General features: G+C 70.0%; 17 protein-coding genes and 5 tRNA genes. 13 read left to right on the top strand and 9 right to left on the bottom strand.

Annotation, left to right across the window (positions count from 1 at the left end):
• Positions 1-15 precede the first annotated feature (15 nt).
• Both cimA and ACIQU4_RS00795 read left to right on the top strand, forming a co-directional pair.
• Positions 16-1650, top strand: a complete 1635-nt coding sequence (gene cimA / locus ACIQU4_RS00800; protein ID WP_403724082.1) for a citramalate synthase — start codon at positions 16-18, stop codon at positions 1648-1650.
• A 99-nt stretch (positions 1651-1749) separates the two neighbouring features.
• The gene (locus ACIQU4_RS00795) at positions 1750-3096 is read left to right on the top strand and encodes a hypothetical protein (protein ID WP_403724080.1); all 1347 of its coding nucleotides are present in this window, start codon (positions 1750-1752) and stop codon (positions 3094-3096) included.
• A gap of 34 nt (positions 3097-3130) precedes the next feature.
• On the opposite strand, the gene ACIQU4_RS00790 is transcribed toward ACIQU4_RS00795, so the two are convergent.
• On the bottom strand, positions 3131-3757 hold the full coding sequence (locus ACIQU4_RS00790; RefSeq protein ID WP_403724077.1) for a YceI family protein: 627 nt from the start codon (positions 3755-3757) through the stop codon (positions 3131-3133).
• Between the two features lie 256 nt (positions 3758-4013).
• On the opposite strand from ACIQU4_RS00790, the gene ACIQU4_RS00785 reads away from it, so the two are divergent.
• Both ACIQU4_RS00785 and ACIQU4_RS00780 read left to right on the top strand, forming a co-directional pair.
• Positions 4014-5597 (top strand): acyl-CoA carboxylase subunit beta, encoded by a 1584-nt coding sequence (locus ACIQU4_RS00785; RefSeq protein WP_030159062.1) that lies wholly within the window; start codon positions 4014-4016, stop codon positions 5595-5597.
• 22 nt (positions 5598-5619) lie between these two features.
• Positions 5620-5826 (top strand): acyl-CoA carboxylase subunit epsilon, encoded by a 207-nt coding sequence (locus ACIQU4_RS00780; RefSeq protein WP_403724074.1) that lies wholly within the window; start codon positions 5620-5622, stop codon positions 5824-5826.
• Between the two features lie 83 nt (positions 5827-5909).
• On the opposite strand, the gene ACIQU4_RS00775 is transcribed toward ACIQU4_RS00780, so the two are convergent.
• The 8 genes from ACIQU4_RS00775 to ACIQU4_RS00740 form a co-directional block, all read right to left on the bottom strand.
• Entirely contained in the window at positions 5910-6491 is a 582-nt protein-coding gene (locus ACIQU4_RS00775) for a GTP-binding protein (protein ID WP_403724072.1), read from the bottom strand.
• Positions 6472-7032 carry a DUF742 domain-containing protein gene (locus ACIQU4_RS00770; protein ID WP_403724069.1) on the bottom strand — a complete coding sequence of 187 codons (561 nt, stop codon included), beginning with the start codon at positions 7030-7032 and terminating at the stop codon, positions 6472-6474. Before ACIQU4_RS00770 ends, ACIQU4_RS00775 begins: the two co-directional genes overlap by 20 nt.
• Before the next feature lie 93 nt (positions 7033-7125).
• Entirely contained in the window at positions 7126-7539 is a 414-nt protein-coding gene (locus ACIQU4_RS00765; RefSeq protein WP_008739857.1) for a roadblock/LC7 domain-containing protein, read from the bottom strand.
• Positions 7540-7549: 10 nt separating this feature from the next.
• Positions 7550-10741: a nitrate- and nitrite sensing domain-containing protein gene (locus ACIQU4_RS00760; RefSeq protein ID WP_403724066.1), complete on the bottom strand. Its 3192-nt coding sequence runs from the start codon at positions 10739-10741 to the stop codon at positions 7550-7552.
• Positions 10742-11074: 333 nt separating this feature from the next.
• A complete protein-coding gene (locus ACIQU4_RS00755; protein WP_048475966.1) occupies positions 11075-11656 on the bottom strand; it encodes an ATP/GTP-binding protein in 582 nt (193 codons plus the stop codon).
• Entirely contained in the window at positions 11637-12032 is a 396-nt protein-coding gene (locus tag ACIQU4_RS00750; protein ID WP_030162861.1) for a DUF742 domain-containing protein, read from the bottom strand. Before ACIQU4_RS00750 ends, ACIQU4_RS00755 begins: the two co-directional genes overlap by 20 nt.
• 150 nt (positions 12033-12182) lie before the next feature.
• A complete protein-coding gene (locus ACIQU4_RS00745; protein WP_008739864.1) occupies positions 12183-12596 on the bottom strand; it encodes a roadblock/LC7 domain-containing protein in 414 nt (137 codons plus the stop codon).
• 9 nt (positions 12597-12605) lie between these two features.
• Positions 12606-16316: a nitrate- and nitrite sensing domain-containing protein gene (locus tag ACIQU4_RS00740; RefSeq protein WP_403724063.1), complete on the bottom strand. Its 3711-nt coding sequence runs from the start codon at positions 16314-16316 to the stop codon at positions 12606-12608.
• Positions 16317-16881: 565 nt separating this feature from the next.
• On the opposite strand from ACIQU4_RS00740, the gene ACIQU4_RS00735 reads away from it, so the two are divergent.
• The 9 genes from ACIQU4_RS00735 (at position 16882) to ACIQU4_RS00695 (ending at position 20873) form a co-directional block, all read left to right on the top strand.
• Positions 16882-17064, top strand: coding sequence for a hypothetical protein (locus ACIQU4_RS00735; RefSeq protein WP_383343187.1), 183 nt, complete (start codon positions 16882-16884; stop codon positions 17062-17064).
• Positions 17065-17162: 98 nt separating this feature from the next.
• On the top strand, positions 17163-17969 hold the full coding sequence (locus tag ACIQU4_RS00730; protein WP_403724060.1) for a fumarylacetoacetate hydrolase family protein: 807 nt from the start codon (positions 17163-17165) through the stop codon (positions 17967-17969).
• Positions 17962-19437: a glutamate--tRNA ligase gene (gene gltX / locus ACIQU4_RS00725; RefSeq protein ID WP_403724058.1), complete on the top strand. Its 1476-nt coding sequence runs from the start codon at positions 17962-17964 to the stop codon at positions 19435-19437. Before ACIQU4_RS00730 ends, gltX begins: the two co-directional genes overlap by 8 nt.
• A 132-nt stretch (positions 19438-19569) precedes the next feature.
• Positions 19570-20298 carry an HAD family hydrolase gene (locus tag ACIQU4_RS00720; protein ID WP_403724055.1) on the top strand — a complete coding sequence of 243 codons (729 nt, stop codon included), beginning with the start codon at positions 19570-19572 and terminating at the stop codon, positions 20296-20298.
• 86 nt (positions 20299-20384) lie between these two features.
• Positions 20385-20456 (top strand) — tRNA-Gln (locus ACIQU4_RS00715).
• 27 nt (positions 20457-20483) lie between these two features.
• Positions 20484-20556, top strand: a tRNA-Glu gene (locus ACIQU4_RS00710).
• Between the two features lie 63 nt (positions 20557-20619).
• A tRNA-Glu gene (locus tag ACIQU4_RS00705) sits at positions 20620-20692 on the top strand.
• 21 nt (positions 20693-20713) lie between these two features.
• Positions 20714-20785, top strand: a tRNA-Gln gene (locus tag ACIQU4_RS00700).
• Between the two features lie 15 nt (positions 20786-20800).
• Positions 20801-20873, top strand: a tRNA-Glu gene (locus tag ACIQU4_RS00695).
• Positions 20874-20925: the final 52 nt, after the last annotated feature.

Raw genomic sequence — 20925 nt, 5'->3', positions numbered from 1 at the left:
AGGAGTCAGATCAGCATGACGACGACAGAGGCGACAGGGCCGGCGGCGCAGGACCCCGCCGACGACACGGACAGCTTCCACGTCTTCGACACCACCCTGCGCGACGGCGCCCAGCGTGAGGGGATCAACCTCACCGTCGCCGACAAGCTGGCGATCGCCCGGCACCTGGACGACTTCGGAGTGGGCTTCATCGAGGGCGGCTGGCCCGGCGCCAACCCCCGCGACACCGAGTTCTTCGCCCGCGCCCGCACCGAGATCGACTTCAAGCACGCGAAGCTGGTCGCCTTCGGCGCGACCCGCCGGGCGGGCGGTTCGGCCGCCGAGGACCCGCAGGTCCGGGCCCTGCTGGAGTCGGGTGCCCCGGTGATCACCCTGGTCGCCAAGTCCCACGACCGGCACGTCGAGCTCGCCCTGCGCACCACGCTCGAAGAGAACCTGGAGATGGTCCGCGACACCGTCTCCCACCTGGTCGCCCAGGGCCGCCGCGTCTTCGTCGACTGCGAGCACTTCTTCGACGGGTACCGGGCCAACGCCGAGTACGCGAAGTCGGTCGTACGCACCGCCCACGAGGCCGGCGCCGACGTGGTCATCCTCTGCGACACCAACGGCGGCATGCTGCCGGCCCAGGTGACCGCGGTCGTCGCCACCGTCCTCGCCGACACCGGCGCCCGCCTGGGCATCCACGCCCAGGACGACACCGGCTGCGCCGTCGCCAACACCCTGGCCGCCGTCGACGCGGGCGCCACGCACGTCCAGTGCACCGCGAACGGCTACGGCGAGCGCGTCGGCAACGCCAACCTCTTCCCGGTCGTCGCCGCGCTGGAGATCAAGTACGGGCGGCGCGTCCTCCCGGAGGGCGCGCTCGCCGAGATGACCCGCATCTCGCACGCCATCGCCGAGGTCGTCAACCTGACGCCCTCGACGCACCAGCCGTACGTCGGCGTCTCGGCCTTCGCGCACAAGGCGGGCCTGCACGCCTCGGCCATCAAGGTCGACCCGGACCTCTACCAGCACATCGACCCCGAGCGGGTCGGCAACACCATGCGGATGCTGGTCTCCGACATGGCCGGCCGCGCCTCCATCGAGCTCAAGGGCAAGGAGCTCGGCGTCGACCTCGGCGGGGACCGCGCCCTGGTCTCCCGGGTCGTCGAGCGGGTCAAGGAGCGGGAGCTCTCGGGCTACACGTACGAGGCCGCCGACGCCTCCTTCGAACTGCTGCTGCGCGCCGAGGTCGAGGGCCGTGCCCGCAAGTACTTCCGTACGGAGTCCTGGCGGGCCATCGTCGAGGACCGGCCCGACGGCACCCACGCCAACGAGGCCACGGTCAAACTGTGGGCCAAGGGCGAGCGGATCGTCGCCACGGCGGAGGGCAACGGCCCGGTCAACGCCCTGGACCGGGCGCTGCGGGTGGCCTTGGAGCGCTTCTACCCCCAGCTGGCCAAGTTCGAGCTGGTCGACTACAAGGTCCGCATCCTGGAGGGCAAGCACGGCACGGAGTCCACGACCCGCGTCCTGATCGCCACGACGGACGGCATCCGGGAGTGGTCCACGGTGGGCGTCGCCCAGAACGTGATCGCCGCGTCCTGGCAGGCCCTGGAGGACGCCTTCACGTACGGCCTCCTGCACGCGGGCGTCGAACCCGCCGAGTAGCACCCCGGCCCCCACCGCCCCGGCCCTCGCGGCGGGGGCGGCGGTGTGGTTTATGTCCAGCTCACACAGGAAAGTGGCGGTTCCGGTAGCGTCGGGGGTATGAGGACCAGGCTGATATCCGTACGTCCCGGTCGGTTGCTGGCCGCTCTGCTGCTGGCCCTGTCCGCGACCGCCCTCGTGGTCGCCCCGCAGGCATCGGCGGCCACCGGACCCGCTGCCGTGGCGGAGGCCCTCAAGCAGGGCCCGGTCTACGTGGACCCCCGCGCCGAGGCGCAGCTGCCGAAGGCCCAGGCGGACGCGCTCGCGAAGAAGATCAAGGACGCCGGGAAGCCGGTGTTCGTCGCCGTCCTGCCGGCCGGCTCCGAGTTCCCCGCCGACAGCGTGCTGCGTACGGTCCGCGCCGAGACCGGCATCACCGGGCTCTACGCGATCCGGCTGGGCGACGGCTTCAACGCGGGCGCCGACCGGGCGGTCTTGCCCCCCAATGCCGTCCGCAATCTGACGGACGCGGTGAAGGCCGGCGGGGCCGTGGACGCGAGCACCGAAATCAACAACTTCGTCGACCAGGCGCTGCCGCAGGTCAAGGGCAAGGCTCCGGCCTCCTGGGGCGACACCGGGGCCGACGGCGGGAGCCCGGTCGGCGGGCTGGTCGCGCTCGGCGCGGTGGCCGTGATCGGCGGCGGCGGTGCGTACGCGCTGGTGCGTCGCAACCGCAAGAAGAAGGAAGAGGCGGAGCGCGAGGCGATCGAGAAGCTGCGCGTGGTCGTGGACGAGGACATCACGGCCTTCGGCGAGGAGCTCGACCGGCTGGACTTCCACCCCGGTGAGCCCGGAGCGGACGACGCCATGCGGGGGGACTACGAACAGGGCCTCGACTCGTACGAGAAGGCCAAGGACATCATGGCCTCGGTCCAGCACCCCGATGAGGTCAAGGGTGTCACCCAGGCCCTGGAGGACGGCCGGTTCGCGCTGGCCGGCCTCGATGCCCGCCGTCAGGGCCGGCCGCTGCCCGAGCGCCGCTCCCCCTGCTTCTTCGACCCGCGGCACGGGCCGAGCACGCAGGACGCCGAGTGGTCGCCGGCCGGCGGGGCGGCGCGTACCGTCCCCGTGTGCGCGGCGGACGCCGTCCGGCTGGGCGAGGGCAAGGACCCGATGGTCCGTACGGTCGACACCGAGTACGGGCCGCGCCCGTACTACGACGCGGGCCCGGCGTACGGGCCCTGGGCGGGCGGATACTTCGGCGGCGGCATTCTGCCCGGCCTGCTCGTGGGCACGATGCTCGGTTCGATGATGTCGAGCCCCGCCTACGCCTCCGACATGGGCGGCTACGACGGCGGGGACTACTCCGGCGCCGACTTCAACTCCTCCGACTTCGGGGGAGGGGACTTCGGCGGCGGTGGTGGATTCGACGGCGGCGGCGGGTTCGACGGTGGGGGCGGCTTCTAGCCACCGCCCCCGGGACCCGGCGGCGTCAGGCGGTTCAGGCCTGCTTGATGGCCGAGATGTCGAAGGTCAGCTTCACCTTGTCGCTGACCATGACGCCGCCGGCCTCCAGCGCCGCGTTCCAGGTCAGGCCCCAGTCGGAGCGCAGGATCTCGGCGGAGCCCTCGAAGCCGACGCGCTCGTTGCCGTAGACGTCGGTGGCCGAACCGTTGAACTCCAGGTCGATGGAGAGCGGGCGGGTGACGTCCTTGATCGTCAGCTCGCCGGTGATGCGGTACGCGTCGCCGCCGAGCTGGGCCGCCCGGGTGGAGCGGAAGGTCATCAGCGGGAAGGCCTCGGCGTCGAAGAAGTCACCGCTGCGCAGGTGGCCGTCGCGGTCGGCGATGCCGGTGTCCACAGAGGCGATCTTCACCTCGATGGAGGCGGCGGAGCGGGCCGGGTCGCTGCCGTCGAGCTGCAGGGTGCCGGAGTAGTCGGTGAAGCTGCCGCGGACGTTGGTCACCATCGCGTGGCGGACGGTGAAGCCGATGCTGCTGTGGGCGGCGTCGATGACGTAGTCGCCGGTGAGGGCCGCGAGCGCCGGGTCCACGTCGAGCGTGGCGACGGTGGCGGCGGTTCCCTCCTGGATGTTCGCGGTCTGGCTGCGGCGGTTGAAGAGACCCATGATGTGCTCCCTGATGCTGTCGTGTCCGGTGTTGGTTGAACTTTCAACGAGAACGACGCTAGACCCATTCCGTTCAAATTTCAACATCTAGGCGCGGTGCCTCGCTGTTTTGTCGAACCTCCACAAAGGAGAGGGGCCCCGCCTGGTGGTGTCCGCGCATCACGTGGCGGTTCTGTCCGGGCCGGACAGCGGAACACTTCCGAGACTGTGTGGAATCAACGGAGGTTTTTCTTCGACCGCTTCGTAAGGTCGATACATGACCGTTGTGGACCAGACTCCGAGCGAGCCGACGGACGCCCGCGGGCGCGTGGCCGAGCTGCACTCCCTGCGCGAGCAGGCGCGGCGTGGACCCAGTGACCGGGCGACCGAGGCGCAGCACGCCAAGGGCAAGCTGACCGCGCGCGAGCGCATCGCGCTGCTGCTCGACGAGGGTTCCTTCAAGGAGGTCGAACAGCTGCGCCGCCACCGCGCGAGCGGCTTCGGCCTCGAAAGCAAGAAGCCGTACACCGACGGTGTCATCACCGGCTGGGGCACGGTCGAGGGCCGCACGGTCTTCGTCTACGCGCACGACTTCCGCATCTTCGGCGGCGCCCTGGGCGAGGCCCACGCCACGAAGATCCACAAGATCATGGACATGGCCATCGCGGCCGGTGCCCCGCTGGTCTCCCTGAACGACGGCGCCGGCGCCCGTATCCAGGAGGGCGTCTCCGCGCTCGCCGGCTACGGCGGCATCTTCCAGCGCAACACCAAGGCCTCGGGCGTCATCCCGCAGATCTCGGTCATGCTGGGCCCGTGCGCCGGCGGCGCCGCGTACTCCCCGGCCCTGACGGACTTCGTGTTCATGGTCCGCGAGACCTCGCAGATGTTCATCACCGGCCCCGACGTCGTCCGCGCCGTCACCGGCGAGGAGATCTCCCAGAACGGCCTCGGCGGCGCCGACGTGCACGCCGAGACCTCCGGCGTCGCGCACTTCGCGTACGACGACGAGGAGACCTGCATCTCCGAGGTCCGCTACCTCATCTCGATGCTGCCCTCCAACAACCGGGAGAACCCGCCGGTCCACGAGACCTCCGACCCCGCCGACCGGCGCTCGGACGTCCTGCTGGACCTGGTCCCCGCGGACGGCAACCGCCCGTACGACATGCACAAGGTGATCGAGGAGCTCGTCGACGAAGGCGACTTCCTGGAGATCCACGAGCGCTGGGCCCGCAACATCATCTGCGCCCTGGCCCGGCTCGACGGCCAGGTCGTCGGCATCGTCGCCAACCAGCCCGCCCACCTCGCCGGCGTCCTCGACATCGAGGCCTCCGAGAAGTCCGCGCGCTTCGTCCAGATGTGCGACGCCTTCAACATCCCGATCATCACCCTGCTGGACGTCCCCGGCTTCCTGCCGGGCGTCGACCAGGAGCACGGCGGAATCATCCGCCACGGCGCCAAGCTGCTGTACGCGTACTGCAACGCCACCGTCCCGCGGATCTCGCTGATCCTGCGCAAGGCCTACGGCGGCGCGTACATCGTCATGGACTCCCAGTCCATCGGCGCGGACATCACGTACGCCTGGCCGACGAACGAGATCGCGGTCATGGGCGCCGAGGGCGCGGCCAACGTCATCTTCCGCAAGCAGATCGCGGAGGCCGAGGACCCCGAGGCGATGCGCGCGCGCATGGTCAAGGAGTACAAGGCCGAGCTGATGCACCCGTACTACGCGGCCGAGCGCGGCCTCGTCGACGACGTCATCGACCCGGCGGAGACCCGCGAAACCCTGATCAGCGCCCTGGCGATGCTCCGCAGCAAGCACGCCGACCTGCCGTCCCGCAAGCACGGCAACCCGCCGCAGTAGAAGCGAAGGAGACCTGCCACCCATGACCACCCAGTCCGCCGACACCCTGCTGCGCGTCGAAAAGGGCAACGCCGCCCCCGAGGAGCTGGCCGCGATCACCGCGATCCTGCTGGCCCGCGCCGCGGCCACCCCCGAGGGCCGTCCGGTGCACCGCATCGGCTCCCAGGCCCGCTGGCGCCGCCTGGAGCGCACCCCCGGCTTCCGCGCCCCGCACAGCTGGCAGGGCTAGCCCTTACGGCTCTTCCGGGACAGACCGAAAAGGCCCCCCGCACTCCTCGGAGTGCGGGGGGCCTTTCGCGTGGACCGTGGTGCCTACCGCAGGCGGGCCATGAGGGCGTGCTCGACCAGGGTGATGAGCGCGCTCTTGGCGTCCGCGCGGTGGCGGGCGTCGGTGGTGATGATCGGGGCGTCCGGGCCGATCTGCAGGGCCTCGCGGACTTCTTCGGGGGTGTAGGGCTGGTGTCCCTCGAAGCCGTTGAGGGCCACGACGAACGGCAGGCCGCTGTTCTCGAAGTAGTCCACGGCCGGGAAGCAGTCCGCCAGGCGCCGCGTGTCGACGAGGACGACGGCACCGATGGCGCCGCGGACGAGGTCGTCCCACATGAACCAGAAGCGGTCCTGTCCGGGGGTTCCGAACAGGTACAGGATGAGGTCCTGGTCCAGGGTGATGCGGCCGAAGTCCATGGCGACCGTGGTGGTCGTCTTGTCCCCGGTGTGGGTCAGATCGTCGATGCCGGCGGACGCGGACGTCATCACGGCTTCGGTGCGCAGCGGGTTGATCTCGGAGACCGCGCCGACGAACGTGGTCTTGCCCACGCCGAAGCCGCCCGCCACCACGATCTTCGCGGAGGTGGTGGAGCGAGTTGCTCCGCCGTTAGAGCTTGCGAAGTCCACTGAGCACCCTTTCGAGCAGTGTCACATCTGGCTGGCCGCCGGCAGACTCGTCGCCGCCGGGCTGGTGAATGGCGACAAGTCCCGCCTCGGCCAGGTCGGCGACGAGGATGCGGGCGACACCAAGAGGAATGGAGAGAAGTGCCGAGATCTCCGCGACGGATTTGATCTCCTGGCACAGGCGGCAGATGCGCTGGTGCTCGGGCAACTGCCCTTGCAACCGCGCGGGGTCCGCCGTGGTACTGACCAGCGCCTCGATGGCGAGCTGGTAGCGCGGCCGGGTACGGCCGCCGGTCATCGCGTACGGGCGCACCAGCGGGTTGTGCGCCTTGGGGGCCTGCTGCTGCGAACCCCGGAGGGGCTGCTGCGAGGGCCGGTGGGGCGGCTGGGCCTGCTGGGGCTGGCCGTACGGCTGCTGCTGGTAGGGATTGTGCTCCGGAACCGGCCGGCTGGGAGCGGAGGGGAAGTTGAAGCGGTTCTGGTCGTGCTGCCCACCCTGCGGCTGCTGCGCGCCGCCATAAGGATGTCCTCCGGGTGTTGTCACGTCTCCTCCTCCGACTCCAAGAACGCAGTACTCCCTGTGGAACCGCGCCACCGCACCCTATGGTGCGATGACGCGAAACGCACTGCCTGTTTGCTAGTTGAGAAGACTTCCCTGCAGCTCCGAGCGCAGTTCCGGGGTGAGGACACTGCCTGCTCGGTCCACGAGGAGGGCCATCTCGTAGCCCACGAGGCCGATGTCGCACTCGGGGTGCGCGAGCACCGCGAGGGACGATCCATCGGACACGGACATGAGGAAAAGGAACCCGCGGTCCATCTCCACAACGGTCTGGTTGACGGCGCCACCCTCGAAGATGCGGGAGGCTCCAGCGGTCAGCGACGTCAGACCGGAGGCCACGGCCGCCAGCTGATCGGCGCGGTCGCGCGGGAATCCGTCGGACATCGCCAGAAGAAGGCCGTCGGCGGAGACCACCACCGTGTGGGACACCCCGGGGGTGTTGTCCACGAAGTTGGTGATCAACCAGTTCAGGTTCTGTGCCGCCTGGCTCATCGGGCTCACACTAACGCTCCTGGTCATAGCTGTTACTTGACTGCTCAGAACCCGCGCTGCGTCCCTGCTGGACACCGCGCCGCAGATTGCTCAACCTGCCGCGGACGTCCTCCGGTGCGCGGGAGACCTGGGGGCCGCCCTGCGGGGTCGTCTCCGCCGCGCCCTCGACCAGGTTGGCCTTGGGTACGCGCCGAGGGAGACCGGACGTGGTGACCCCGCCGGCCTTCGGCTCACGGAGTTTGGCGGCCTGCTGCCAGCGCTCGTCGTTGTTCGAGCGCCATGCCTCGCTGCCTTCCTCGTCCCGCTCCGGGGCGGCGGGCTGCTGCTGTCGCGGCGGCCGCTGCTCGAAGAGGGATCCGGTGGACTCCGCTTCCTTCTGTGCCGGCTGCCACTGCTGCTGGCTGCCGCGGCGCGGCAGGCCCGCTCCGGTCACTTGGTGGCCGGTGTCGGCAGCGGCGCCCGGACGGTCGAAGCCTACGCGCTCCGGGGCGGGTTCGGGAGCGGCCGGGGGTTCCGATTCGGTCCCGTAGCCCTGCTGGTAGCCGCCGGAGTAGGTGTTCTGCTCGGGCCATTCTGCCTGCGGGGACTGGGCTGCGTAGCCACCGTCGTACGCCGGGGCGTCCTGCTGGCGGTCCTGGTATCCGGCTTCCGGATAACCGTAGTCCTGCTGCGGGTACGCCTCGTAGCCCTGCTGGGTCGCATTGGCCTGCCGGGAGTCGTACGAGGTGTCGTAGCCCTGCTCGGGCTGCTGCTCGTACCCCTGATAGGGCTGGTACCCGTGCTCCGGCTGGGGTTCCGCATACTCCTGCTCGGCGAACTCGCCCTGCTGCTCCTGCCCGTAGCCCACCTGGGCTTCGAGCGCGGCCCGGCGCTCCTGATGGGCCAGGGAACGGCCGACCGGGTCCAGCCCGGTGCCGTCGCCCTGCTCGTCGGCGCCTCTGCCCTCGTAGCGGGAGTCGTCGAAGCCCAGCTCGGCGGCCGTACGCATCTGGATGGCCTGCTGAGCCGGCTGCTGCGGGATCATCGAGGACACGGTGAAGTCGTCGTCCGGGATCCCCTCGCCACCACCACCATGGGTGATCGCGTCGGGGAGCATGACCAGCGACGTGGTGCCGGCGGCCTCGCCCGAGGGGCGCAGCTGGACCCGGATGCTGTGGCGGTCCGCCAGCCGGCCGACCACGAACAGACCCATGCGCTGGGAGATCGCGGCGTCCACGGTCGGCGGGTTGGCCAGCTTGTGGTTGATGTCCGCGAAGTCCTCGGCGGTGAGGCCGATGCCCTTGTCGTGGATCTCGACCATCACGCGGCCGTCGGGCAGGCGCGTGGCGTTGACGCGGACCTTGGTCTGCGGGGAGGAGAACGTGGTGGCGTTCTCCAGGAGCTCGGCGAGCAGGTGCACGAGGTCGGTCACGGCCTGGCCGTGGATCTCGGCCTCGGAGACGCCCGAGAGCTCGATGCGCTCGTACTGCTCCACCTCGGAGGAGGCGGCGCGCAGCACGTCGACGAGGGGGACCGGCTGGTCCCAGCGGCGGCCCGGTTCCTCACCCGCGAGGATGAGGAGGTTCTCGCCGTTGCGGCGCATACGGGTGGCCAGGTGGTCCAGGCGGAAGAGGTTCTCCAGCTGGTCCGGGTCGGCCTCGTTGTTCTCCAGGTCGGTGATGAGGGTCAGCTGGCCCTCGATCAGGGACTGGTTGCGTATGGAGAGGTTCGTGAAGATCGCGTTGACGTTCCCTCGCAGGAGCGCCTGCTCGGCGGCGAGCCGGACCGCTTCCCGGTGGACCTGGTCGAAGGCGCGGGCGACCTCGCCGATCTCGTCCTGGGAGTTGATCGGGATCGGCGCGACACGGGTGTCGACCTTGCCCGGGTCGGTGCGCGAGAGCTGGTCGACGAGCATCGGCAGGCGCTGCTCGGCGACGTCGAAGGCGGCGGAGCGCAGCCGGCGCATCGAGTTGCTCATCTGGCGGGCCATCATGCCGGCCAGGATGAAGGCGGCGAGCAGGGCCACGACCACGATCGCGCCGGTCCAGATGGCGTCGTTGCGGGCCGAGTCGGAGACGGCGACGGAGTCGATCACGGCCTTGTCGAGCAGGTTCTTCTCGACCTCGCCGTAGCCCTCGAACTTGGCGGAGGCCGCGGCCTGCCAGGCCTGGGGGGTGGTGCCGCCCGCGATGACCTTGCTCTTGCTCTCGCCGCTGGCGATCGCCTCGGTCATGCCGGTGAGCGCGGAGTTGTTGACGATCGGCGGCGCCTTGAAGGGGGTGCCGGCCTGCTCGGCCGCCCGCTTGGCGGCCGCGAGCTTCTCGGCGCCCTCCTGGGACCGCCGGCCCATGACCTCCTTGAGGTGGTCCACGTCTTCCTCGGTGCCGGCGGCGACGTACTCGCCGATGGCGATGTCCTCGAGGTAGGCGTACGAGGAGAAGGCGACGAGCTGGGCCTTGCGGATCTCCTCGTTCTCGTTCGGGCGCACCAGCAGGTGGGTGCCGACCGAGCGCTGGAGCGAGTTCGCCGCCTTGGCGAGTTCGATCGCGTAGACCATGCGGCCGTAGCTGGTGACGTTGCCGGTGCCCAGACCGAGTTCGTTGGAGAACGTCATGAGGTAGTGCTGGACCAGCACGTACCCCTCTTCGGTCGGGATCGGGCCGTTCGCGCTCGGCGGGTTCTTCTTGGCCGTCTCCTGCGAGGCGTACGCCGACTGCCGGACGGCCGCGAGCTTGGGCTCCTCCTGGCGGAAGAGCTCCAGACGGCGCTCAAGACCCGAGCTCGAGGGGAGGTCCTTCGAGGCCTTGGCGAACTTCTCCTTGGCCGCGTCGGTGGCCGCGTAGACCTTCGCGACGGCCTCGCTGTTGCGGTCGCCCTTGAGGAGCGGCTCGGCCGTGAGGTCGCGCTCGTTGAGGAGGGCCTGGCCGTATTCGGCCGCCGCCTGGACGATGCGGGCCGTCTTCTCGGCGTCCTTGGCCTCGTTCCAGCGGTCGACCGAGCCCTTCACCTGGAAGCCGCCCATCACCAGTCCGACGAGGACGGGGACGAGCAGGATGGCGTTCAGCTTGGTCGGCACGCGCCAGTTGCGCGGGGAGAACCTGCTGGTGCTGCCGCTCTTCGCCGGCGGGTCTACGGGTACGTCGACGGACGTACCCGCACGCTGCGGCGGGGTGAAGTTGCCACGCGCGGGTTCATCCGCGGGGCTTGAGTTGCTTCGCCTCACTCGACCAACAACCTTCCGGCGGTGCTACTAGCTAGTTAGTTGAATTCCAGCACGGTTAACGGTCCTGTTCCAAACAGTTGAAATCGGCCATTCCCAGAGCCTTATGTCACGCATAAAACGGACATAAAGAGCGAGCTGCGGCAAAAATGGAGCGAGTTGTGAGCGCAGCGGCACCGCCCGACCGCGCCCTGTGTCCAAGTGGCGGCAATTCACTGTCGAAACGTTATGAACCGAGAGGGCGGGCCGTGTCCTATGACACAGCCCGCCCTCTCACGTTGTGAAGAACCCGTGGTACTTGAGTGGTGCCCCTTGAGCGCCGTTGCCCGAGTCGTGTTACTTGAGTCGGGCCATGAGGGCGTGCTCGACGAGTGTGATGAGCGCGCTCTTGGCGTCCGCCCGGTGGCGGGCGTCGGTGGTGATGATCGGGGCGTCCGGGCCGATCTGCAGGGCCTCGCGGACTTCTTCGGGGGTGTAGGGCTGGTGTCCCTCGAAGCCGTTGAGGGCCACGACGAACGGCAGCCCGCTGTTCTCGAAGTAGTCGACCGCGGGGAAGCAGTCGGCGAGCCGGCGGGTGTCGACGAGCACGATGGCACCGATGGCGCCGCGGACGAGGTCGTCCCACATGAACCAGAAGCGGTCCTGTCCGGGGGTTCCGAACAGGTACAGGATGAGGTCCTGGTCCAGGGTGATGCGGCCGAAGTCCATGGCGACCGTGGTGGTCGTCTTGTCCCCGGTGTGGGTCAGATCGTCGATGCCGGCGGACGCGGACGTCATCACGGCTTCCGTGCGCAGCGGATTGATCTCCGAGACGGCCCCGACGAACGTGGTCTTGCCCACGCCGAACCCGCCCGCCACCACGATCTTCGCGGAGGTGGTGGAGCGGGCGGTTCCGCCATTAGAGCTTGCGAAGTCCACTGAGCACCCTTTCGAGCAGCGTTACATCCGGCGTGCCGCCGGCCTCTCCATTGCCCGGCTGGTGGATGGCCACCATTCCGGCCTCGGCCAGGTCGGCGACGAGGATCCGGGCGACACCGAGCGGCATCGACAGCAGTGCGGAGACCTCCGCGACCGACTTGACCTCGCGGCACAGCGTGCAGATGCGCTGGTGCTCGGGAAGCAGGCCGGACAGGTGCATCGGATCGGCCGTGGTGCTGACCAGCGCCTCTATGGCGAGCTGGTAGCGGGGCCGGGTCCGTCCGCCGGTCATCGCGTACGGGCGAACGAGCGGCTGGTCGCCTTCCGAGTACGACGAATCGCCGTACGCGTCGGAGTAGGCGGGGGGCGGGGTCATTGATCCTCCGGGCTGGACAGCAGTGGTCAGCGTGCCGTCTGACGGGGCGGCCGGTGGGGGGACGGTATGACGGCCTGGCGGTGGTACTGGGTTCCGGGGCGGGCCCCCGGTCCCCCGGCCGGAAGTACCGTCCGGCCGGGAGATGTGGCGTCAGATGAGCAGGCTTCCCTGCAGCTCCGCGCGCAGGTCCGGGGTGAGGACGCTGCCGGCGCGGTCCACGAGGAGGGCCATCTCGTAGCCGACAAGGCCGATGTCGCACTCGGGGTGCGCGAGCACGGCCAGGGAGGAACCGTCCGAGACGGACATGAGGAAGAGGAATCCCCGGTCCATCTCGACCACGGTCTGGTTGACGGCGCCGCCCTCGAAGATGCGGGAGGCTCCAGCGGTCAGCGACGTCAGACCGGAGGCCACGGCCGCCAGCTGATCGGCGCGGTCCCGGGGGAAGCCTTCGGACATCGCCAGAAGGAGGCCGTCGGCGGAGACCACCACCGTGTGGGACACCCCGGGGGTGTTGTCCACGAAGTTGGTGATCAACCAGTTCAGGTTCTGTGCCGCCTGGCTCATCGAACTCAACTAACGCTCCTGCTGGTAAGTGGGGTCGATGTGGTAACTGCCGGTCGCCGGGCCGTTGTTGCCGGCCTGACGGCCCTGCTGGATACCCCGTCGGAGGTTGGTCAGACGGCCGCGGACGTCGTCCGGCGAACGGGAGACCTGCGGGCCCGCCTGTGCGTCGGACTGCTGCTGCGCGGTGCCGGCCACGAGGTTCGCCCGCGGTACTCGGCGGGGCAGCCCCGAGGTGGTGATGCCGCCGGCGGCGGGCTGGCGCACGCGCTCGGCCTGCCGCATCAGCTCGTCGTTCGGCGAGGACCGCCAGCTGACGGTCGGCGAGCTGCCGTTCGTCGCCTGGGCGGACTCGGCCGCGGGCTCCTGGCCGCGCTGCGGCAGCGGCTGCTGCAGGCGCTGCTGGGGAGCCGGAGCCGGGGCGGACTGCTGCGGCTGCTGGGGAACCGGCGCCTGACCGGAGGACTGCTGGTCCTCCTGGTGGAACCAGTTCGACTCCAGCGTGTCGAAGATCGGGCTGCGCTCGTTGCCGGTGCTCGGGGCCGGCGGCAGCGCCTCCGGCTGGTGGGCCTGCGGCAGCTGCGGAGCCTGCGGCTGCTGGGGGGCGAATCCGCCGACACCGGGACCGCCGGGCCGCGGGGCCTGGAAGTCCGGACGGGCGAACTGCCCCGTGGTGGACGGGTCCGCCGCACCGCGCGGCTGCGGGCGCTCGAACTGCCCGGTGGCGGACATGTCCTGGCCGGCCGGGGGCAGCGGGGCCCGCAGGTCGGGACGCTCGAACTGGCCGGTGGTGCTGTTGCCGGCCGGCGGGCGCGGGGTGTTGAAGTCCGGACGGGGGAACTCGGCCGTCGAACCGGGGCCCGAGAGCTCGTCGTGGCCGCGCGGGACCTCGTGGCCGCCGTGGCGCGCCTGGTCGGCGCCCCAGCTGGTGGTCTGCGGGATCCCGGCGGGGCCGCCGCCGGCACCCGGAAGCTCCGGACGAGCGGCGCCACCGCGCGGCGGCAGCTGCGGCCGGGAGCCGCGCGGAGCCGGGGCGGCGGGCGCCTGGGCCGAGGGGACCGGGCCCGTCGGGGCGGGCTGCTGCTGCGGGGGCTGCGGGCGCTCGAAGCCGTTGCCCTGCGGGAATCCGCCCTGGCCGGAGGCCGTGGGCGCGGGCATCGGACGGGAGCCGGGACCGCCGGCCGGACCGCGGCCCGGCAGCGGGGAATTGCCGCCGAAGCCGCCCTGGCCCTGTGAGGTCGGGGCGCCCGGCATGCCGGTCATACCCGGACCGCCCTGCGGACGTGCGGCCGGGCCGCCCTGCTGCGGACGCGCACCGGGACCGCCCTGCGGGCCCTGCTGACCGGGGGCGCCGTCGCGTCCCGGCAGCGCGGCACGCTGGCCGCCGCCGGTGACCTGGCCGCGCTGCTGGCCGGCGCCGACGGGCTGGCGTGCGCCGCCGCCCGGGACCGCACCCTGCGCGGAAGCACCCGGCATGCCCTGCGGAGCACCGGAGCCCGGACCGCCGGGACCACCCGGACCGCCCTGGCCCGGCATCGGACCCGGCTTCTTGCCGCCCTGGGCGACGTCCACCGGCAGCATGACGAGGGCCGTCGTACCGCCCGAGTCGGACGGGCGCAGCTGGATGCGGATGCCGTGTCGCAGGGACAGGCGGCCGACCACGAACAGGCCCATGCGGCGGGAGACGGAGACGTCCACGGTCGGCGGCGAAGCGAGCCGCTCGTTGATCGCGGCGAGGTCCTCGGGGGAGAGGCCGATGCCGGTGTCGTGGATCTCGACGAGCACGCGCCCGTCGGGCAGCGCGTGACCGGTGACCTTGACCTTGGTCTGCGGGGAGGAGAACGAGGTGGCGTTCTCCAGCAGCTCGGCGAGGAGGTGCACGAGGTCGTTGACGACGCGGCCGGCGACGTCGGTGCCGGGCACCGACGAGAGTTCGATGCGCTCGTACTGCTCCACCTCGGACGCGGCGGCACGGAGCACGTCGACGAGCGGGACGGGGCGGGTCCACCGGCGGCCGGGCTCCTCGCCCGCGAGGACGAGGAGGTTTTCGCCGTTACGGCGCATACGGGTCGCGAGGTGGTCGAGCTTGAAGAGCGAGGACAGCTGGTCCGGGTCGGCCTCGCGCGACTCCAGCTCGGAGATGAGCGAGAGCTGGCGCTGGATGAGGCCCTGAGAACGGCGCGAGAGGTTGGTGAACATCGCGTTGACGTTGCCCCGGAGGAGGGCCTGCTCGGCGGCGAGGCGGACGGCCTCGCGGTGCACGTCGTCGAAGGCCGCGGCCACCTGGCCGATCTCGTCGCGGGTGTGCAGGCCGACCGACTCCACCGACGTGTCCACGTCCTGCGGGTCGGACTCGGACAGCTGCTTGACGAGCTCGGGCAGTCGGTCCTGGGCGACCCGGGTCGCGGTGTCCTGCAGGCGGCGCAGCGAGCGGATCATCGACCGCGCCATGACGAAGGCGCCGACGAGGGAGACGCCGAGGACGAGCAGGATCAGGGCACCGTTGATGATGGCGTCCTGCTGCGAGGAGTTCTTGAGCTCGCGGGCCTTCTGCTCCATGTCCTCGAGCAGGGTCAGCTCGATGACCTTCATGGCCTGGAGCTTGGTGTCGTCCGCGTCGTACCAGTCCATCCAGGACCGGTTCTTCTCCTTGCCGAACTGCCCCTGGGTGCTCAGGACACGGCGCGCGTAGTGGTCGGCGGTGCCGATCTCCGTGTTGCCGTCGCCGAGCGCCGCGAGGAGTTCCTCGGGCTTGCCCTGGTAGACGAGTTCGAAGGTCTTCTTCGACTGGCTCTCGCCGCGGAGCGCGGAGAGGGCGTACAGGCGGTCGTTCTCGGTGAGCGTGCCCGCGCGCTCGCTGCTCTCGGGGAGCGAGGCGGCGATGACGGCGCGCTGGATCGAGGCGTACTCCTTGGCGGAGGAGAAGGCCGCCAGGGCACGCGTACGCTTGATCATCTCCGGGCTGGAGGTGGCCTGCGCCATGTCCTGGGAGAGCGAGAGCAGCGAGACGATCAGCGCGTTGTACTCGGTGACGGTCTGCTGGGCGCCGTTCTGGTACGCCTTCTTGCGGATTTCCTCGATGCCGGTGAGCTGGCGGCCGATCTGCAGGATGTTGTTGCGGATCGACTTGAGGGTCTCGTCCTTGTCCTCCGCGCTGTCGACCTTGTCGGTCGCGGCCTGGAAGGCCTTGGCGGCGGCGTCGGTCTGGTCGCGTACGCCCGTGACGAGGCTGTTGGGCTTGCCCGACTTGTCGACCGACAGCGGACCCGCCGACTTGTCCCGCTCCTCCTGGAGCATGGCGGCCAGGTTGGTGGCCTGCCGGGTCATCGTCGTCAGCAGCTGCATGTGCTCCAGCTGGCTGATGTCGTTGAGCGAGTCGTTGATGCGGAAGCCACCGAGCGTGGTGGCGGCGACGACCGGCAGGGTCAGCAGCGACACGAGTCGCGTGCTGATGCGCCAGTTCTGCATGGCGAATCGCGAACCGGGCCCGCTCGGGGCCTTCGGTATCGCCACGTCCTTGCCGGCCGGCTCTTCGCCCGTCGTCTTGCCCCGGGGCTTGAGGCGCGCCTTCGCCTTCACCGCGTTCACCGTGGTGGAGGAGCCTGCGCCTTCGGCAGCCGGCCCGCGGTTCTGGGCGTGCTGGGGCGAGGAGCCACGGTCGGTCCCGCCGCGCGGCTCCTGCTCCGCCGCAGCGCTGCCATCCCTCTTGAATCGTCCCTGCACTAGCGTCGCAACCTCTGGACCAGGCGTCCCGCCGGGCGACCGGTGGGACGGTGTCGAGTCGTGGGGCATTTCGGCCCCATGGTGGTCGTCGGTGACCGGCGCGTCTCCCTCTCCTTGCCGCCGCGCGCGGCGCTGTGTCGCGCCACCTGCGCGCCGGCTGTTCCCGCGGCGGTCCCGCGAATTCCAGCACAGTGGCGGATCTCCAACAAGGTGCGCGTGTCGGCCTGGAGCGGCGATCACGGAATGCGACGGGGGGATTACGCGATGTGGTCCGCCTTTCGGGACGAACCGGACTTACGTCGACCAAACGTGGTGGCTGGCAAGGTGTCCCAGTCGAGATGATCAGGAGCGGAATGGCTGATTCAGTGGCGCAATGTCCGTTTCGCCACCCGAAATTGACTGCCCGCTATGCCCGTATTGTCGGGTCACGGGTGAGCAAACTCACACAGCCGTGGCCATTACTTCCCCGTTGGGCCGGGGAATCGGATGTTTAGCCTTGCCCTTTACAGGGTTGAAGGATCCGACAACCCCCCACCCGACAACCGAGCCGAGGGCCCGAAACACCGTGAAGACGACGATGATGTTCCGCAACATAGCCAACCCCCGCCGCACCACCCTCGCGCACCTCAAGGACGCCGAAGAGCTGCAGGCGATCGAGGCTCCGGATCACGCCGTCGAGCTGCCCGCCCAGACCGCGAACCCGCGCCGCACGATCCTGATGGACGCGCCGGTCGCCGCCGCGCAGTAAGCCACTCGGCAAAAGGAGCGCGAAGCGCCGCTGCCCGCCGCGTTAGCCTGGACACGCAGACTCCAGCCAGCGGAAATACAGAGGGGCAGACGCAACACGTGCGCATCGCCAGGTTCTCCATCGACGGCAATGTCGCGTTCGGCGCGGTCGAGGGCAGCACTGCCCCCGGCGCCGAGGGTGAGCTCGTCCTCGACATCATCAAGGGCATCCCGTTCGCGGACTTCGAGCTCTCGGGCACGAAGGTCCCGCTGAACAAGGTCCGGCTGCTGCCGCCCGTGCTCCCGAACAAGGTCGTGGCCATCGGCCGCAACTACGCGGAGCACGCGGCAGAGCTCGGCAACGCCATCTTTGACGATCAAGGCCGCCCGGACGCGCCGATCACCTTCTTCAAGCCCTCCACCTCGGTGGTCGGCCCCGGCGACCCGATCACGTACCCCTCCTTCTCCCAGGACCTCCACCACGAGGCGGAGCTCGCCGTGGTCATCGGCCGCATGTGCCGAGAGGTCCCGAAGGAGCGCGTCAAGGACGTGATCCTCGGCTACACCTGCGCCAACGACGTCACCGCTCGCGATGTCCAGCAGCGCGAGAAGCAGTGGGCCCGGGCCAAGGGCTTCGACAGCGCCTGCCCCCTCGGCCCCTGGATCGAGACCGATCTGGACCCGAGCGACCTGACCATCCAGTGCACCGTCAACGGCGAACAGCGCCAGCTCGGCCGCACGAGCGACATGGTCCGCTCCATCGAGGACCTGATCGTCCACATCACCGAGGCCATGACGCTGCTCCCGGGCGACGTCATCCTCACGGGGACCCCGGCCGGAGTCGGCCCCCTCAACGTCGGCGACGAGGTCGCCGTCACCATCGAAGGCATCGGCACTCTCACCAACAAGGTGATCAAGCGTGGCTAACGCGAACGTCCGCGTACGTTTCTGTCCCTCCCCGACCGGCAACCCCCACGTGGGCCTGGTCCGGACCGCCCTCTTCAACTGGGCGTTCGCCCGCCACCACGGCGGTACGTTCGTCTTCCGCATCGAGGACACCGACGCGGCGCGCGACTCCGAGGAGTCGTACGACCAGCTGCTCGACTCGCTGCGCTGGCTCGGCTTCACCTGGGACGAGGGCCCCGAGGTCGGCGGCCCGCACGCCCCGTACCGCCAGTCCGAGCGCATGGACATCTACGCGGACGTCGCCCAGCGCCTGCGCGACGGCGGGTACGCGTACGACTGCTACTGCACGACCGAGGAGCTGGACGCGCGCCGCGCCGCCGCCCGCGCCGCCGGCAAGCCCTCCGGCTACGACGGCCACTGCCGCGAGCTGACCCAGGTGCAGCTGGAGGCCTACCAGGGCGAGCACCGCCCCTCGATCGTCCGCTTCCGGATGCCCGACGAGCCGATCACCTTCACCGACCTGGTCCGCGGCGAGCTGACCTTCACCCCGGAGAACGTGCCGGACTTCGGCATCCTGCGGGCCAACGGCGCGCCGCTCTACACGCTCGTCAACCCGGTCGACGACGCGCTGATGCAGATCACGCACGTGCTCCGCGGCGAGGACCTGCTGTCCTCCACCCCGCGCCAGATCGCGCTGTACAAGGCGCTGATGGAGATCGGCGTCGCCACGGACGTCCCGCAGTTCGGCCACCTGCCGTACGTGATGGGCGAGGGCAACAAGAAGCTCTCCAAGCGCGACCCCGAGTCCTCGCTCAACCTGTACCGCGAGCGCGGCTTCCTCCCCGAGGGCCTGCTGAACTACCTCTCGCTCCTCGGCTGGTCCTTCTCCAAGGACCAGGACGTCTTCTCGATCGAGGAGATGGTGGCGAAGTTCGACATCGACGGCGTGAACGCCAACCCGGCGCGCTTCGACCTCAAGAAGGCCGAGTCGATCAACGGCGACCACATCCGCCTCCTCGACCCCAAGGCCTTCGCGGACGCCTGCACCCCCTGGCTCCAGGCCCCGCACGCCAACTGGGCGCCCGAGGACTTCGACGCCGAGGCCTGGGCGGCCATCGCGCCGTACGCCCAGACCCGCGTCACGGTCCTCTCCGACATCACGGCAAACGTCGACTTCCTGTTCCTGAAGGAGCCGGTCGAGGACCAGGCGTCGTGGGACAAGGCGATGAAGGGCGAGCCCGCGGCCCTGCTGACCACGGCGCGCGCCAACCTGGAGTCGGCCGACTGGTCGGACCCGGAGTCCCTCAAGCAGGCCGTCCTGACCGCCGGCGAGGCCCACGGCCTCAAGCTCGGCAAGGCCCAGGCCCCGGTCCGCGTGGCCGTCACCGGCCGCACGGTCGGCCTGCCGCTCTTCGAGTCCCTCCAGATCCTGGGCAAGGAGCGCTCGCTGTCCCGCATCGACGCGGCCCTGGCGAAGCTCGCCGCCTAGGCGGCGCCCGTACGTACGTCCCTCAGGGGGCGGCAGCCGGAACCCCGGCCGCCGCCCCCTGACGCGTGTTGCGGGCCGTGGACATCGGCAAACCCTGGAGGCGGCGCCGCGATATGTCGTAGCGTCGGACGTATGCCGATCCGCGCCGTGCTGTGGGACATCGACGACACCCTGTTCGACTACACCGGGGCGGACAGCGTCGGCCTCGCGCGCCGGCTCGCCGAGGAGGGCATCGCGGAGCGGTACGGGTCCCCCCGGGAGGCGCTCGCGCTGTGGCGGGAGATCACCACCCGGCACTGGGACCGCTTCGCCGCCGGGGAGGTGACCTTCCAGGAGCAGCGCCGCGACCGCGTACGGGACTTCCTCGGCCGGCCCGGGATGGGCCCCGCCGAGGCCGACGACTGGTTCGACCGGTACGTCGTGCACTACAAGGCCGCCTGGACCCTGTTCCCCGACGTCGTGCCCGTACTGGACGCCCTCGCGGGCGGTTACCGGCACGGGGTGCTCTCCAACTCCTCCACGGCCAACCAGGACCCGAAGCTGCGCCGTCTCGGCCTGCGCGAGCGCTTCGAGGTGCTGGTCTGCGCAGCGGAACTGGGCGTCAGCAAGCCGGAGGCGCAGGCCTTCCTCGCCGCCTGCGAGGCGCTCGGACTGCCGCCGGGCGAGGTCGCGTACGTGGGGGACCAGCCGGAGATCGACGCGCGCGGCGCCCGCGACGCGGGACTGACCGCGGTCTGGCTCGACCGGGACGGAGGGCGCGGGCCGGGCCCCGAGGGCGTGCACCGGATCGCCGGTCTCGCCGGGCTCCCGGAGCTGCTGGCCTCGGATACCCGTTTTGGAGCACGGTCAGGCATCCGGTAATGTTCTTTCTGCGCCGCCGGAGCGGGCCGAAAGGCCGGACGGAGGCGCCACTCGAAAGAAAAGCCCCCGAGGGGGTTGACTTTTGGTGGGGTATAGTGTAATTGGCAACACGAGGGTTTCTGGTTCCCTTATTCTAGGTTCGAGTCCTGGTACCCCAGCGCAGTGCAGTAGTAACGCAGTGCTTTGCCCCCGTTGTGTAGCGGCCTAGCACGCCGCCCTCTCAAGGCGGTAGCGCCGGTTCGAATCCGGTCGGGGGTACAGATCCTTCCCGCAAGGTCTCCATTGGGTAGCTCCCGGACGTCTTGATGCAGGATCGCTAGGGCCCCCGTTGTGTAGCGGCCTAGCACGCCGCCCTCTCAAGGCGGTAGCGCCGGTTCGAATCCGGTCGGGGGTACTGGTCTGGTATAGACCACATTGGGCTATGGTGTAATTGGCAACACGAAGGTTTCTGGTTCCTTTGTTCTAGGTTCGAGTCCTGGTAGCCCAGCGCAGTACAGAGCAAGCCCCCGTTGTGTAGCGGCCTAGCACGCCGCCCTCTCAAGGCGGTAGCGCCGGTTCGAATCCGGTCGGGGGTACGCACCGAAGAGGCCCTCCGCGTTCATCGCGGAGGGCCTCTTCGCTGTTCCC

The organism is Streptomyces sp. NPDC090741 (assembly GCF_044769045.1).
In the GTDB taxonomy this organism is placed as follows: domain Bacteria; phylum Actinomycetota; class Actinomycetes; order Streptomycetales; family Streptomycetaceae; genus Streptomyces.
This window is presented reverse-complemented; position numbering and strand designations above follow the sequence as displayed.